The 14,627-nt window shown below is 43.0% G+C and carries 15 protein-coding genes and 4 tRNA genes; 1 reads left to right on the top strand and 18 read right to left on the bottom strand.

Annotated features, from left to right (window positions below):
* Nucleotides 1-3: 3 nt before the first annotated feature.
* From GJU40_RS14925 to GJU40_RS14855, 15 genes are all read right to left on the bottom strand, one after another.
* A tRNA-Phe gene (locus GJU40_RS14925) sits at nucleotides 4-76 on the bottom strand.
* A 78-nt stretch (nucleotides 77-154) separates the two neighbouring features.
* A tRNA-Asp gene (locus GJU40_RS14920) sits at nucleotides 155-230 on the bottom strand.
* Between the two features lie 40 nt (nucleotides 231-270).
* Nucleotides 271-342, bottom strand: a tRNA-Glu gene (locus GJU40_RS14915).
* Between the two features lie 13 nt (nucleotides 343-355).
* A tRNA-Lys gene (locus GJU40_RS14910) sits at nucleotides 356-428 on the bottom strand.
* A 352-nt stretch (nucleotides 429-780) separates the two neighbouring features.
* Nucleotides 781-2,067: an adenylosuccinate synthase gene (locus GJU40_RS14905; RefSeq protein WP_154308868.1), complete on the bottom strand. Its 1,287-nt coding sequence runs from the start codon at nucleotides 2,065-2,067 to the stop codon at nucleotides 781-783.
* Nucleotides 2,068-2,290: 223 nt separating this feature from the next.
* Nucleotides 2,291-3,655 carry a replicative DNA helicase gene (dnaB, locus tag GJU40_RS14900; RefSeq protein ID WP_154308867.1) on the bottom strand — a complete coding sequence of 455 codons (1,365 nt, stop codon included), beginning with the start codon at nucleotides 3,653-3,655 and terminating at the stop codon, nucleotides 2,291-2,293.
* A gap of 110 nt (nucleotides 3,656-3,765) precedes the next feature.
* On the bottom strand, nucleotides 3,766-4,212 hold the full coding sequence (gene rplI, locus GJU40_RS14895) for a 50S ribosomal protein L9 (protein ID WP_154308866.1): 447 nt from the start codon (nucleotides 4,210-4,212) through the stop codon (nucleotides 3,766-3,768).
* Nucleotides 4,209-6,191 carry a DHH family phosphoesterase gene (locus tag GJU40_RS14890; RefSeq protein ID WP_154308865.1) on the bottom strand — a complete coding sequence of 661 codons (1,983 nt, stop codon included), beginning with the start codon at nucleotides 6,189-6,191 and terminating at the stop codon, nucleotides 4,209-4,211. Before GJU40_RS14890 ends, rplI begins: the two co-directional genes overlap by 4 nt.
* A 42-nt stretch (nucleotides 6,192-6,233) precedes the next feature.
* Entirely contained in the window at nucleotides 6,234-7,151 is a 918-nt protein-coding gene (locus tag GJU40_RS14885) for a YybS family protein (RefSeq protein ID WP_154308864.1), read from the bottom strand.
* Nucleotides 7,152-7,430: 279 nt separating this feature from the next.
* Nucleotides 7,431-7,667, bottom strand: coding sequence for a 30S ribosomal protein S18 (gene rpsR, locus GJU40_RS14880; RefSeq protein WP_154308863.1), 237 nt, complete (start codon nucleotides 7,665-7,667; stop codon nucleotides 7,431-7,433).
* 44 nt (nucleotides 7,668-7,711) lie between these two features.
* Nucleotides 7,712-8,245 carry a single-stranded DNA-binding protein gene (gene ssb, locus GJU40_RS14875; RefSeq protein ID WP_154308891.1) on the bottom strand — a complete coding sequence of 178 codons (534 nt, stop codon included), beginning with the start codon at nucleotides 8,243-8,245 and terminating at the stop codon, nucleotides 7,712-7,714.
* A 79-nt stretch (nucleotides 8,246-8,324) separates the two neighbouring features.
* On the bottom strand, nucleotides 8,325-8,615 hold the full coding sequence (rpsF, locus tag GJU40_RS14870; protein WP_154308890.1) for a 30S ribosomal protein S6: 291 nt from the start codon (nucleotides 8,613-8,615) through the stop codon (nucleotides 8,325-8,327).
* Between the two features lie 160 nt (nucleotides 8,616-8,775).
* Nucleotides 8,776-9,876 (bottom strand): redox-regulated ATPase YchF, encoded by a 1,101-nt coding sequence (gene ychF / locus GJU40_RS14865; protein WP_154308862.1) that lies wholly within the window; start codon nucleotides 9,874-9,876, stop codon nucleotides 8,776-8,778.
* A gap of 159 nt (nucleotides 9,877-10,035) precedes the next feature.
* Nucleotides 10,036-10,242: a DUF951 domain-containing protein gene (locus GJU40_RS14860; RefSeq protein ID WP_154308861.1), complete on the bottom strand. Its 207-nt coding sequence runs from the start codon at nucleotides 10,240-10,242 to the stop codon at nucleotides 10,036-10,038.
* A gap of 5 nt (nucleotides 10,243-10,247) precedes the next feature.
* Nucleotides 10,248-11,120: a mechanosensitive ion channel family protein gene (locus GJU40_RS14855; protein WP_154308860.1), complete on the bottom strand. Its 873-nt coding sequence runs from the start codon at nucleotides 11,118-11,120 to the stop codon at nucleotides 10,248-10,250.
* A 225-nt stretch (nucleotides 11,121-11,345) separates the two neighbouring features.
* Here GJU40_RS14855 and yyaC point away from each other — a divergent pair, with 225 nt between their 5' ends.
* Nucleotides 11,346-11,996 (top strand): spore protease YyaC, encoded by a 651-nt coding sequence (gene yyaC, locus GJU40_RS14850; RefSeq protein WP_154308859.1) that lies wholly within the window; start codon nucleotides 11,346-11,348, stop codon nucleotides 11,994-11,996.
* Here yyaC and GJU40_RS14845 read toward each other — a convergent pair.
* From GJU40_RS14845 to GJU40_RS14835, 3 genes are read right to left on the bottom strand one after another with little or no spacing between them, the layout of a single operon-like run.
* A complete protein-coding gene (locus GJU40_RS14845) occupies nucleotides 11,959-12,669 on the bottom strand; it encodes a DUF554 domain-containing protein (RefSeq protein ID WP_343031570.1) in 711 nt (236 codons plus the stop codon). The two genes, yyaC and GJU40_RS14845, sit on opposite strands and share 38 nt — an antisense overlap.
* Before the next feature lie 56 nt (nucleotides 12,670-12,725).
* On the bottom strand, nucleotides 12,726-13,583 hold the full coding sequence (locus GJU40_RS14840; RefSeq protein WP_154308858.1) for a ParB/RepB/Spo0J family partition protein: 858 nt from the start codon (nucleotides 13,581-13,583) through the stop codon (nucleotides 12,726-12,728).
* Complete coding sequence (locus tag GJU40_RS14835) at nucleotides 13,576-14,337, bottom strand: ParA family protein (RefSeq protein ID WP_154308857.1); 762 nt, start codon at nucleotides 14,335-14,337, stop codon at nucleotides 13,576-13,578. Before GJU40_RS14835 ends, GJU40_RS14840 begins: the two co-directional genes overlap by 8 nt.
* Nucleotides 14,338-14,627: the final 290 nt, after the last annotated feature.

Below are 14,627 nucleotides of genomic sequence, written 5' to 3'. Positions count from 1 at the left end.
AGATGGCTCGGGACGGAATCGAACCGCCGACACATGGATTTTCAGTCCATTGCTCTACCGACTGAGCTACCGAGCCGCATTATGTATTATAACCAGCTTTCTAAGTATAAGGGCTGGCGGGAAAATAAACAAGCTTTTTCTAACATCAGTGATATGGCGGTCCCGACGGGAATCGAACCCGCGATCTCCTGCGTGACAGGCAGGCGTGATAACCGCTACACTACGGGACCGGGCCTTACATAGTCTCTATTAAAAATAGAATGGAAAAAATGACCCGTACGGGATTCGAACCCGTGTTACCGCCGTGAAAGGGCGGTGTCTTAACCGCTTGACCAACGGGCCATACTTACAAAAGTGAGCCATGAAGGACTCGAACCTTCGACCCTCTGATTAAAAGTCAGATGCTCTACCAACTGAGCTAATGGCTCATATATGAAAACACTATACAGCAGCATTTTGGATGAATGTTACCGAAGCGACGCTTTTTATATTAACATAATATTTAAATCCAACACAAGAATTATTTTCATATTTTCAGAGTTTTTTTTATAACTGACTGAAAAACTTTGAAGGGATGCTGAAGATGCTGAATACTTTCTTTGTCTGAAGGGTTTGAATATGCTAAGAACTCTGCAGCTTTCTCGCAGCAGGCAGGGACGGTGTACCTGTGTCCCAGAACAAAAAAAGAGACAGCATCAGCTATCCCTTTGTATTGAGAGTTTCAGTCAGATAAGTTTGCTTTGCTCAACAGGGACAATGTACCCGTCCCCTTGTCCCGCATCATCTGTAGACACTGCGGATCACGTTTGTTTGCGAACGGTCCGGCCCCACCGAGAAGATCGAGAGAGGTATTCCGGTCAGTTGTGATACACGTTCCAGGTAGTGCCTTGCGTTGTCCGGGAGGTCTTCCAGCGTTTTGGCTCCTGTGATGTCTTCTTCCCAGCCTGGAAGCTCTTCGTATACAGGTTCACATTCTGCCAGCACCTTTAAGCTTGCCGGAAATTCTTGAATAATTTCACCTTTATAGCGGTAGGCAGTACAGATTTTCAGAGCTTTGATGCCTGTTAACACATCAATGGAGTTTAAAGATAAATCTGTAATTCCGCTGACTCGGCGCGCATGGCGGACAACAACGCTGTCAAACCAGCCTACACGGCGCGGGCGGCCTGTTGTGGTACCGTATTCCCGGCCAATCTCACGAATCTTATCGCCAATTTCATTATTGAGCTCAGTAGGAAAAGGACCGTCTCCGACACGGGTAGTATACGCTTTGGATACGCCTACTACATGATCTATTTTTGACGGGCCGACACCGGATCCGATGGTCACTCCTCCTGCAACAGGATTCGAGGATGTTACGAACGGGTAAGTACCCTGATCAATATCAAGCATCACACCTTGAGCACCTTCAAACAGAACTCTGCGGCCTTCATCCAGCGCATCGTTGAGCACAACCGACGTATCTGTTACATAGTGCTGAATCTGTTGTCCATACTCATAGTACTCGTCAAGAATATCAGAAATCTGAAAGCCCTCTACCTCATACATTTTTTCAAACAGCCTGTTTTTTTCTTCCAGGTTCCGTGCAAGCTTTTCTTCAAATACTTCCCGGTCAAGAAGGTCGGCAATACGAATTCCCACTCGCGCAGCTTTATCCATATAAGCAGGGCCGATTCCCTTTTTCGTTGTCCCTATTTTATTGGCGCCTTTTCTTTCTTCTTCGACAATGTCCAATTTCAAATGATAAGGAAGAATCACATGCGCACGGTTGCTGATTTTCAGGTTATCTGTACTTACATTATGGTCATGCAGATATTTCAATTCTGCTACCAGCGCTTTAGGATCAACCACCATTCCATTTCCGATTACACAGGTTTTATTTTCATAAAATATACCTGAAGGAATTAAATGCAGCTTATATGTTACACCGTTGAATTTAATTGTATGTCCAGCATTGTTTCCACCTTGATAACGTGCAATGACTTCGGCGTTTTCAGAAAGGAAGTCTGTAATCTTTCCTTTTCCTTCATCACCCCATTGTGTTCCCACAACTACTACTGAAGACATTTATGTACACCTCCGTGATTTCATCGCTTTTTCCATTAAAACCAAATTCATTCTAACAGCCTTACCCTTTAAAGTCAAACAAAACACGAACATTTATTTCTTTACCTTGAATATTTGTTCGTAAAAGTCTCTAATTGTTGCTTTTCTATGGAGATCTCGATGACTATGGAAAGTAATTCTTCCTTACCTAAAGAAAAAAGGAGCCGCCGCAGCTGCTCCTTTTTTATGCGCCAGTCGGAACACCGGCATCATCAAATCGCCGTTCCAAATTGACAAATTTATTATATTCCTTCACAAACGCAAGCGCAACAGTTCCTACCGGTCCGTTACGTTGTTTGGCAATAATGATTTCTATAATATTCTTATTCTCTGATTCTTTGTCATAATAATCATCACGGTATAAGAATGCAACAATATCAGCATCCTGCTCAATACTCCCGGATTCACGGATATCAGACATCATCGGCCTTTTGTCCTGACGCTGCTCCACTCCACGGGAGAGCTGTGACAGGGCAATGACCGGCACCTTGAGTTCACGCGCAAGCTCCTTAAGGGATCTTGAGATTTCAGAAACCTCCTGCTGCCTGTTTTCACCGCTGCGCCCATTTCCCTGAATTAGCTGAAGATAGTCAATCAGTATCATCCCCAGGCCGCTTTCCTGCTTTAAGCGCCTGCATTTGGCTCTAATATCGCCCACCCGGATGCCGGGGGTATCATCTATATAAATGCCTGCGTTAGATAAGCTTCCCATAGCCATGGTCAGCTTTCCCCATTCCTCTGCAGATAAATTTCCCGTTCTCAGGCTTTGTGCATTGATATTGCCTTCCGCACAAAGCATACGCATGACAAGCTGATCTGCTCCCATCTCAAGACTGAAAATCGCTACATTTTCATCTGTCTTGGTCGCAACGTTTTGTGCAATATTCAAGGCGAATGCTGTTTTCCCTACAGAAGGACGGGCAGCCACAATGATCAAATCATTGCGCTGAAATCCTGCAGTCATTCTATCCAGCTCCGCAAAGCCCGTTGGTATCCCGGTCACATCGCCTTTTCGGTTATGAAGCAGTTCAATATTGTCATAAGTTTGAACCAGTACATCTTTAATATTTTGAAAGGCACCCGCATTTTTGCGCTGTGCAACCTCCATAATGCTTTTTTCGGCATCACTGAGAAGATTTTCAACTTCATCCTCTCTTGTATAGCCGTCCTGTGCAATGCCGCTTGCAGTACGGATCAGCCTGCGGAGAATTGATTTTTCCTCTACAATTTTTGCATAATATTCAATATTTGCTGCTGTCGGAACTGATCCCGCCAGATCGCTCAAATAGGATATGCCGCCGATTTCCTCCAAGAGATTTACATCAGCAAGCTCAGTTGTCACTGTTACCAAATCCACAGGCTCGCCTTTATCAGCGAGACCAATCATTGCATTATATATTTTTTGGTGGGCCGCCCGGTAAAAATCCTCAGGTATCAGCAGTTCAGTTGCGAGAGTTAAAGAATTGGGCTCCAGAAAAATTGCACCCAGCACAGCCTGTTCTGCTTCAATATTTTGAGGCGGCAGTCGATCACCCATTAACTCATTCATGCTGATCACCTTCCTTTTTAACAAAAACCCCTTATTCATTTATATGAAAAAAGTGATCAAGCTTCAAGTAGTTTTGTACACTTTCCACTAAATCACAGTTTCACCAGTAATTATTCTTCGGTTACGTGAACCTTAATTGTTGCAGTAACTTCCGGATGCAGCTTAACAGGTACATTCGTGTAACCCATGGAGCGAATCGCGTCAGGAAGGTCGATTTTCCTCTTATCCAGCTTAAATTTATGAGTTTTCTGAAGCTCATCAGCAATCTGTTTGCTTGTAACAGAGCCGAATAATCTTCCGCCCTCGCCGGACTTTGCTTTTAATTCAACAGTCAGTTTTTCTAGGCTCTCTTTCAGCTGCTTTGCTTTCTCATGTTCTTGGACAGCCTCTTTTTTCTCTTTGTTTTTTTGAGCTTCCAATGAAGAAACATTAGCATTGCTCGCTTCTACAGCAAGACCTTGTTTGATCAGAAAGTTTTGTGCATAGCCGTCAGCTACGTTTTTTACTTCACCTTTTTTCCCTTTGCCTTTTACATCTTTAAGAAAAATTACTCTCATTCTTTTGTTCCTCCTCCAAGATATTCTTCTATGGCAATCTTTAAACTTTTCTCTGCTTCCTCCATAGACACATTTTCAAGCTGTGTGGCTGCATTTGACAGATGGCCCCCGCCATCCATTGCTTCCATAATTACCTGAACATTCACCTCGCCAAGCGATCTTGCACTGATGGCAACTGTATCCTCGTCTCTTCTTGCAAGAACAAAGGATGCTGCAACACCGCTCATGGAGAGGAGAGTATCCGCAGTTTGAGCAATAGTGACCTGTTCAAAAAACTCCTCTTTGCCTGCATCAGGCTTGGCGATTGCAATTCCGCCCGGGAGAATCTCTGTATTCTGTATAAGCTTCGCACGCTTAACGTAATTGCCGATGTCCTCTTTCATAAACTTCTGCACAAGGACGGTATCAGCACCTTTGCCTCTCAAATAGGATGCTGCATCAAAGGTTCTCGATCCTGTTCTGAGCGTAAAGCTCTTCGTGTCGACAATAATTCCGGCGAGCAGTGCAGTTGCTTCAATCATATTCATTTTCAGCCGCTTCGGCTGATACTCCAGAAGCTCCGTGACCAGCTCTGCTGTTGAGGAGGCATAAGGCTCCATATAAACCAGGAGCGGATCTTTGATAAATTCCTCACCTCTTCGGTGATGGTCTATGACAACTACCTGATCAGCTCTCGCCAGGAGCCTTTCATCAATCACAAGAGCAGGCTTATGGGTATCCACTACCACAAGAAGGGTTTCTGATGATAATAGATCAGCAGCATCATCAACAGATATAAACTTAGACCATAATTCAGGATGCTGTCTGACTTCTGCAAGCAGACGCTGAATGCTGGAGTCCATTTCATCTTCATTAATTACGATGTAAGCATCCTTTTCATTGACCTGCGCGATTTTTAATATGCCGATTGCTGAACCGATTGCGTCCATATCAGGGAACTTATGACCCATAATCAGTACTTTTTCGCTGTCAATGATAATCTCCTTTAATGCATGGGAAATGACACGTGCTCGTACGCGGGTGCGTTTTTCCGTAGGATTTGTTTTTCCGCCGTAAAACTTCACCTTCCCGTTCGGCTGCTTGATCGCCACCTGATCTCCGCCTCTTCCAAGGGCCAGATCAAGACTGGATTGCGCAAAGTCGCCAAGTTCGGGAAGATGCTGAACATTGGCTCCTATGCCAATGCTGAGCGTCAGGGAAATATTGTGCATCGGTGTTTTTTCGCGGACTTCGTCCAGTATAGAAAACTTGGACTTCTCCAGGCTTGAGAGGATATTTTCGTTCAATATGCCGATATACCGGTCTGACGAAATTCTTTTCAGCAGGATGCCGTAATCTGTTGCCCATTTATTGAGCAATGAGGTTACTTCGCTGTTGATGCTGCTTCTTGTCTGATCATCCATGCCCTGAGTCACTTCATCGTAATTGTCAAGGAGGATAAAGGCAAGAACGGTTCGTTCATCTTCATACTGACGCTCAATATCTATCTGTTCGGTTACATCAAAGAAATACAGCAGCCGCTCTTCCTGTTTGTTGATGACTCTGAATTTGCGGTCATGAAGGACAATTGTTTCTTCATCTGCGTTCTGCTTGATGAAAGGGACAAGTTCATCCGCAGCCATATCATACAGGGAACGGCCGACAAGGGTGTCCTCATCAAAGCATGATGCCATATAGGGATTGGTCCATTCAATATGAAAAGAATCATTATAAAGCATAATTCCAATCGGCATCTCCATCAGGGCTTCTTCACCAACTTTTTTAAGCCTGTAGGAAAGCGTTGAAATGTATTCTTCCATTTCCTCTTTAATGTAAGAGTCGGCCTGCTTAATCATAAACAGAATGATTCCCAGCAGCAATGCGCCGGCTGCCCCTATGATCCAATTATAGAAAAAGAGTACAAATATGGCAGTCACTGTTACGCCAATTAATGCATAAATAGGATACCTGAAAATGGGCTTATGATAAAAACTTGGCATTTTTTCAACTCCTCGCAACAGTGAAACATGTTCAAAATAATGCTACTTTTTTTTAATTCGTTTGCGCAACTGAAATCCTAAATCAATTATACCTAAGATTCTAATGAGATAAAGCAAAATTGGAACAATTAAGGAAGAAATCAGGATGAGAACAGGAATCGCTTTTGATAGCTTTTTCTGATGAAAATAGAAAAAGATAAACGAGAAGCCCTGAACCGCCAACAGTATTTGCAAGACATAGTAAATATTGATGACTGCAATATAAACAAAGCCTCCTTCATCAAGGTTAACCATGAGAAGGATGGTTGCAATCAGAAAATACCAAATCAAGCTGATGGGCAGCATCCATTCCCTAAACGGCTTCAGCCGGGGAATTTCCATCCTGAGTCTTTTCAGGACAGGAATCGCAATAATATGGGAGATAAACGCCATAACCGCACCCATTATTAACAAAAAAGCAGGGATGATGTTTTGAAAAAGATCCATCATGGCTCTGGCCTGTTCAATTTGCGCTTCACTCGTCTGTCCGAATGACTCTAATATGGAAACAGACTGGTTCAAGGACTCTTCTGCCAGCTCAGCAATATTAACACCCAGAAGGCTGACTATGATGATATAGGAAATTAAAAGCCCGCCTGTATAACCGATTGTTCCTGCTGCTATGGCAGGACCTGTCTGTGACTTGCGATAGAAATAGCCCATCGCAATACCGCCTGCGCCTGTAATCAGTACAAGGGGCAGTGCAGGTGCTGCTCCTATTATGAAAACAACAGCCAGTGCTGCAACAAACATAATTGCGGCGCTTTTCAGACCATGCCTCATGCCATACACGATAAACGGGAGAGGAAGAAAGAACACTGCGATTCCGCCTATAATCGGTATGTAGAGCGCTATAAATATAAAAATAGCAAAAAGAGCAAGAAGAACTGCTCCTTCTGTAATTGCGTTTGTACGTTTCAAATTGTCACCTCATTTAGACTCCATATCTTATTGTAAGGAAATAGACTTTGGAAGGCAAATTTCCCGAAGCTGTTCACCAAATGTACAAGATCGCCTGACAGCAGTCCAGGCCTGCTGTGGAGAGGGGGAAAGGGATGTTATCGATCTTATCATTTCCTTAAAGTGGAATTTATAGTCTGGTACAGGAGCTTGCTGAAGGTTTAAACAGTCATAGAAGTTTGCGGCGAATAAAAAAAGCAGCAAGGAGACCTCACTGCTTTTTTCAATCTATTAGATATATTACTCGCCTGAAACGTATGGAAGCAATGCCATTTGGCGTGAACGCTTAATAGCAACAGTCAATTTACGTTGATATTTAGCGCTTGTTCCAGTTACACGGCGTGGCAAAATTTTGCCGCGCTCAGAAACGAATTTTTTAAGAAGATCTACATCTTTATAGTCGATATGCGTAATGCCGTGAGATGTGAAGTAACATACCTTACGACGTTTCGCACGTCCGCCTTTACGTCCTGCCATGGGAGTTATCCCCCTTTCCTGTATAATAATTGTTTAGAAATAACTTAGAACGGCAAGTCATCATCAGAAATATCGATTGGGCGACCATCATTTGCAAATGGATCGTCATCGAAGCTGGTACGACCTTGGTTGTTGTTGTTATTTCGCTGTGGCTGATTCTGGTCTGAACCGTACGGATTTTGACCGCCCTGCTGCTGTCCCTGCTGGCCGCCACCATAGTAGCTGTTGTTGTTATTATTATTATTATTGCCGCCGCTGCCTTTAGGCTCAAGGAACTGTACGCTTTCTGCAACAACTTCGGTCACATATACACGTTTTCCTGTCTGATCCTCATAGCTGCGGGATTGTACTCGCCCATCAACGCCTGCAAGACTGCCTTTTTTCAAAAAGTTAGCCACGTTCTCAGCTGGACGGCGCCAAACCACACAGTTAATAAAGTCTGCCTCACGTTCACCCTGCTGATTCGTAAAAGCACGATTAACAGCTAAAGTGAATGTAGCAACAGCTGCGCCACTTGGTGTATAACGCAATTCAGGATCTTTCGTAAGTCTGCCGACTAACACAACCCGATTCATCATCAGAATCACTCCTAAAAGAATGTTCTTAATAACTCGATGGATATCCACCAAAGTCATTTTTTATTATCATTAATGGAAATTAAGCTTCTTTTTTAGTAACCATGTGGCGAATGATATCTTCGCTGATTTTTGCTAAACGGTCGAACTCGTTAACAGCGTCAGCATTTTCAGCAGAAGCATTCAAAAGCATGTAGTAGCCATCACGGAAATCATTGATTTCATAAGCAAGGCGACGTTTGCCCCACTCTTTAGCTTCATTCAACTCTGCACCATTATCAGTAAGGATGCTGTTGAAACGCTCAACTAGAGCTTTTTTAGCTTCATCTTCAATGTTTGGACGGATGATATACATAATTTCGTATTGTCTCATCATCTTACACCTCCTTTTGGTCTAAACGGCCCTTATTGGGCAAGGAGCAATAATTAAATTACTCACAAGTTGAAATTATATCAAACTTTTTATGATATTGCAACAAATAGAAAGAAGCTGTCCTGAGATATCGGACAGCACTCTTTTTTATAGAGATATATTACACATTGAAACGGAAATGAATAACATCTCCATCCTGTACAAGATATTCTTTTCCTTCAAGACGGACTTTTCCCGCTTCTCTTGCAGCACCCATGGAAGAGGCAGCAAGAAGGTCATCATAGGAAACTGTTTCTGCACGGATAAATCCTTTTTCAAAGTCGGTATGAATGATTCCTGCACATTGAGGAGCCTTCATACCTTTTCTGAATGTCCAAGCCCGTACTTCCTGCTCACCCGCAGTAAAATACGTAGCAAGGCCAAGCAGGTGGTAGGAAGCTTTAATCAGCTGATCGAGCCCGGATTCTTCAATTCCAAGCTCTTCAAGGAACATGTCCTTTTCTTCTCCTTCAAGCTCGGCAATCTCAGATTCAATTTTTGCACACACAACGATTACTTCAGCATTCTCATTTGCGGCATACTCTGAAACCTGCTTTACATATTCATTATCGGAAGGATCAGCCACTTCGTCCTCGCTCACATTCGCCACATACAATATCGGCTTGATGGTGAGAAGGTGAAGATGCTTCGCCCATTTCAGCTGCTCTTCTGTAAACTCTACAGAACGTGCAGGGCGCTCCTGCTCAAAAGCATCTCTCAACTTTGCAAGAACTTCAAACTCGTAAACTGCATCTTTATCCTTCTGTTTCGCAAGCTTTTCGACACGGCCAATTCTTTTTTCAACAGACTCCAGATCAGCAAGAATCAATTCCAGATTAATTGTCTCAATATCTGAAATAGGATCTACTTTTCCTGACACATGAGTGATGTTGTCATCAGCAAAGCATCTTACAACATGGCAGATTGCATCTACCTGGCGGATATGGGACAAAAATTTGTTGCCCAGCCCCTCTCCTTTGCTCGCTCCTTTTACAATGCCTGCAATATCCGTAAACTCAAAAGCAGTTGGAATTGTTTTTTTCGGATTTACAAGAGCTGTCAGTTTTTGCAGCCTTTCGTCCGGCACCTCTACGATACCCACATTCGGATCTATTGTACAGAAAGGGTAGTTCGCCGATTCAGCCCCTGCTTGTGTAATTGCATTAAATAAGGTCGATTTCCCAACATTGGGAAGACCTACTATCCCAGCCGTCAATGCCATTATGATTTCACTCCTTCTATCTATATAACAAGACGATCAAACAGTCTCAATTTCCATCAATCTTCAACAATTATAGTTTTTATAGCAGGAAATGACAAGCCAATCACGCGGCAGCACCATCTCTGCAGTTTTTAGACGCAGGAAAAGCACAGGCTGAACCTATGCCTCTTCTGCAATATGCTTGATGAGTATTTTTTTTACTTTTCTCGTAAATTCCCGGCGCGGCATCATCAGGCTGTGAGAGCATCCCTCGCACTTTATGCGGATATCCATACCCATTCGGATAATTTTCCAGCGGTTTGCACCGCATGGATGCGGCTTTTTCATTTCCACAACATCATTTAACCCAAAATCCTTATCCTGCATGCCTATCACCCTTTCATTTCTTCATCCCGGTTATACATCACAATGCGCGGGAAGGGAATTTCAATGTTATGAGCATCAAGTGCATCTTTGATTTCCTTCCTCAGCTGTCTTGCTATATACCAGTGCCGCATTGGCAATACTTCAGAAACAACCCTTAGAACAACGTCTGATTTGCCCAGCGCCTGCACGCCAAGAAGTTCCGGCGGTGCTACCATATCTTCATACTTATCCGGCAAAGCAGCAAGAAGATCTATCAGCACGCGTTCTGCGGTTTCTATATTTTCTTCATAAGCGATACTTACATCCACAAACGCAACACTGTTATGAAGGGAAAAATTCGTTACTTCATTGATGTTTCCGTTAGGAAGAATATGAAGCTCGCCTGTCCAGCTTTTGATTTTGGTTGTTCTTAAACCGATTTCCTCTACAGTTCCTTCAAAGGTGCCAACCCGAATGTGATCACCAACTGAAAATTGATCTTCAAAAATAATGAAAAAGCCTGAAATCACATCTCTTACAAGGTTTTGAGCTCCAAAGCCAACAGCAAGCCCGACAATTCCTGCTCCGGCCAGCAGGGCACGCACATCAAGGGTTAACGTTTCCAGCACCATCATTAAAGTAACAAAATAAACCGTATAAGTCAGCACATTTTCTAAAAGCCTGGACAGCGTATTTTCCCGGCGTTCCGAAATCCGAAGCGGTGACTTTGTACGAAAGGAAAATACTTTTCTGATTGTTAATTTGCCGATTCTAATAATCACAGAAGAAAGCACAAGGATGGTTATGATTTTAATGAACCCTTCTCCAAGCGCAAACCAGAGATTTTCATTCGTGATATGAACAGCAGCCCTATCCCATATATCGTTTAGTCTCTTCAAAGTAATCACCTTTTTTAAAACTTAATGGACCTATTTTATCAATTTTTCAGGCTGATTCATAGCTGTAGCATATTACATGAAAGTTTTCAATAAAAAAATGATGTGTTTACTGCCATTTTTGGGTATCAAAATCAATAAGAAGATAATTCAATTTTCCAGCACGTTATGTATATTAATGGAAAAAAATCCGTATACTATTACTACTTAAAGAAAGGGAGGGATTTCATGAGTCTGAAGCCAGGATTTTTATCTCCGAAAGAACCAGACCGCATCTCATATGAAAACCAGCTGGCTGTTCCATTGCTGACGGAAAGCATTACAGCATTGCTTCCGAAGCTTGGATATAAGCCGATTGTAATCCTCTGCATCGGAACTGACCGTTCCACGGGAGACAGTCTCGGGCCTTTAGTGGGCGCCAAGCTGAACCGGCAGCTATCCCAATTTCCTGTTTACGGCACGTTAAAGGATCCAGTTCATGCTGTTAATCTTGAAGATACGATAGAATATATTAATAAAAAACATAAATTCCCTTATATCATTGCCATTGATGCATGCTTGGGAAAATTAAACAGCGTTGGAACATTCCTTGCCAGTCCGGGACCTTTGAGACCAGGAGCAGGCGTGAATAAAATTCTCCCTGAAGTCGGCAGCATGCACATAACAGGCATTGTGAATGTCAGCGGTTTTATGGAATATTTTGTTCTGCAAAACACAAGGCTTCATTTAGTCATGGCTATGGCAGATATTATTGCTGAAAGTATTAAAGAAGCTGAGAGCATTTATATAGCAAGAAGAGCTTCCCAAAAGAAAAAGTGGCTGAGTGAAATCAGCATTGTTACTAGAAGTACAGATATTGAGCAATCACAATCAACATAATCATCAAAAGGCTTGGCAGCAAATTAGCAACCCTGATTGAGATAATACCCAGCATGTTCAAGCCAATTGCCCCTATCAATACTCCGCCTGTTGCTGTTAGTTCTGAAATCAGCCCCTGCAGCAGGGAGTCAGCGATAGACTGCTGAATCACATTGGACAGCAGGGCAATAGAACCTTCATACAAGAATACTGGTACAGCAGAGAACATGACACCTATTCCCAATGTGCTTGCCAGTATAATACTTGTAAAACCATCTATCATCGATTTTGTAAGAAGCACTGAATGATCTCCGCGCAACCCGCTATCCATTGCACCAATAATCGCCATCGCTCCAATTACAAAAATGAGCGTGGCAGTAACAAACCCTTGAGATATGCTGCTATTCTCCGAGCCTTTTTTTCCAAATTTAAATTCGAGCCATTTTCCGACAGCATACAGTTTTCCTTCAAGGTTCAGGAGCTCGCCAATTACTGCACCAATGACAAGGCTGATGATGACATAAAAGAAATCTCTGCTTTGCAGCGCCATATCGATTCCTAACACAATAATAGATAATCCAATTCCAACCATAACAGTTTGTTTCATCTGTTCAGGAATTCTTCGAAGCAGAAGGCCGATAATCGTTCCCGCTATGATTCCTAAAGCATTGATGATACTACCTAATAAGACCACAAGACGTACCCCCTAAGCATGTAAAAAAACCACCTGATAAGATGGCTCATTCTATTCTATATATCTCTCTTTTCTCCAAGAAGCTGAAGAATTCGCTCAAGATCTTCTTCTGAGAGAAACTCAATCTCAATTTTTCCTTTTTTCTTGCTGCGGGAAATCGATACAGATGTCCCAAAATATTCTCGTAAAGAAGACTCTTTTTCTTTTATAAGAGGAGACTTTTCCAACTGCTTTCGTTTTTCTGTTTCACGTGGAACATGTTCATTCATTTGCTGAACGAGCTGCTCCACCTGCCGGACATTCAGCTGTTCCCGGACAACCTTTTCCACTAAGAGAGGAAGCTTGTCTTTTTTCTTCAAGCCCAGCAAGGTTCTGCCATGGCCCATTGACAGTTTTCCCTGAGCCAGCAGATTCTGTACAGACTCCGGCAAAGTCAGCAGCCTCAAATAGTTTGCGACGTGAGGACGGCTTTTACCCAGTCTTTTTGCCAGCTCTTCCTGGGTAATGTTCAGTGAGTCCAGCAAGGATTGATAAGCCTGCGCTTCCTCCAGAGGAGACAAATCCTCTCTTTGAAGATTTTCGAGGAGTGCGATTTCCCTCATCTGCTGTTCAGAAAGTTCTCGTACAACTGCAGGGATGGTCTTGAAGCTGGCAGCTTTAGCTGCCCGGAAACGCCTTTCCCCGGCCACAATCTCATATCCTTTAATGCTTTTCCTTACGATGATTGGCTGAAGTATGCCATGAACCAGAATGGACTCTTTCAATTCCTGAATAGCTTCCTCCTGGAAGACTTTACGAGGCTGATATGGGTTTGGACGAAGCAGTTTCAGCTCTATTTCCTGGACGAGCTCTTCTTTGGAGGCCTCCATATTGGAAAAAAGTGCGTTAATTCCCTTTCCTAATCCTTTAGCCATTTCCAACCACTTCCTTTGCCAAATCTAAATACACTTCTGCTCCTCTTGAGCGAGGATCATAGAGAATAATAGGCTGACCATGACTGGGTGCTTCACTTAACCTGACTGTTCTGGGAATAATCGTTTTATATACTTTATCCCTGAAGTATTTCTTTACTTCCTCAATGACCTGAATGCCAAGGTTTGTCCTTGCATCGAGCATGGTCAGAAGGACACCTTCTATCATCAGCTCTGTATTTAAATGCTTTTGGACAAGCCGCACAGTATTCAAAAGCTGGCTGAGTCCTTCCAAAGCGTAATATTCACACTGTACAGGAATAATGACAGAGTCGGAGGCCGTCAGGGCATTCAGAGTCAAGAGTCCTAAAGAGGGAGGGCAGTCGATAATAATATAATCGTAGTTCTGCTTAATTCCCTCCAGAGCGCGCTTCAGCCTAACCTCTCTGGAGATAGTGGGAACAAGCTCAATCTCTGCTCCTGCAAGCTGTATAGTAGCGGGAATCACATCAAGATTTTCCACTGCACTGGGCTTGACCGCCTTTTTCACATCAATATCATCAACTAAAATATCGTATATGCATTGGTCAACATCCGCCTTTTCGATGCCTATTCCGCTTGTCGCATTTCCCTGAGGATCTATATCGACCAGCAAAACCCTTTTTCCTATGTATGCGAGACAAGCTCCCAGATTCACAGAAGTCGTGGTTTTGCCTACGCCTCCTTTTTGGTTTGCAATTGCGATTATCTTACCCAAGATGCCACCCACTTTCAAATCGACAAGTATTCTATCATTCTCTCTATTTTAACAAAAAACAAAAGGTTGGTTGAATCTTTTTGGAAAATTTTATTTTTTGAAGTATAACTCTTGTTTGCTGCGGCCTTTTACCAATCCTGCCTTGTTACAAGATGGAGTATCTTTCATTTGAACTACCCGCCACTTAACTGCTCTTGCGAGCTGTTTGAAGTGGGGGATTCCTAAGAACACCAGCGTAACCGCTAGTTATGGATTAGGCTATCCCGTTGCACCGACGGTTAGAAGCCTTA

It is taken from the genome of Metabacillus lacus (genome assembly GCF_009674805.1).
In the GTDB taxonomy this organism is placed as follows: Bacteria; Bacillota; Bacilli; order Bacillales; family Bacillaceae; genus Metabacillus_C; species Metabacillus_C lacus.
The sequence above is the reverse complement of the archived record's forward strand: the minus strand, read 5'-3'. Positions and strand labels throughout refer to the sequence as shown.

Excerpts from the sequence above, each read along its gene's own strand:
- dnaB (WP_154308867.1), bottom strand. The coding sequence starts at position 3,655 with ATGAATGAGTTAATGGGTGATCGACTGCCGCCTCAAAATATTGAAGCA.
- ssb (WP_154308891.1), bottom strand. The coding sequence starts at position 8,245 with ATGATGAATCGGGTTGTGTTAGTCGGCAGACTTACGAAAGATCCTGAA.
- rpsR (WP_154308863.1), bottom strand. The coding sequence starts at position 7,667 with ATGGCAGGACGTAAAGGCGGACGTGCGAAACGTCGTAAGGTATGTTAC.
- rpsF (WP_154308890.1), bottom strand. The coding sequence starts at position 8,615 with ATGAGACAATACGAAATTATGTATATCATCCGTCCAAACATTGAAGAT.
- GJU40_RS14905 (WP_154308868.1), bottom strand. The coding sequence starts at position 2,067 with ATGTCTTCAGTAGTAGTTGTGGGAACACAATGGGGTGATGAAGGAAAA.
- GJU40_RS14860 (WP_154308861.1), bottom strand. The coding sequence starts at position 10,242 with ATGCAGGATAAGGATTTTGGGTTAAATGATGTTGTGGAAATGAAAAAG.
- rplI (WP_154308866.1), bottom strand. The coding sequence starts at position 4,212 with ATGAGAGTAATTTTTCTTAAAGATGTAAAAGGCAAAGGGAAAAAAGGT.
- GJU40_RS14840 (WP_154308858.1), bottom strand. The coding sequence starts at position 13,583 with ATGGCTAAAGGATTAGGAAAGGGAATTAACGCACTTTTTTCCAATATG.
- GJU40_RS14890 (WP_154308865.1), bottom strand. The coding sequence starts at position 6,191 with ATGCCAAGTTTTTATCATAAGCCCATTTTCAGGTATCCTATTTATGCA.
- yyaC (WP_154308859.1), top strand. The coding sequence starts at position 11,346 with ATGAGTCTGAAGCCAGGATTTTTATCTCCGAAAGAACCAGACCGCATC.
- ychF (WP_154308862.1), bottom strand. The coding sequence starts at position 9,876 with ATGGCATTGACGGCTGGGATAGTAGGTCTTCCCAATGTTGGGAAATCG.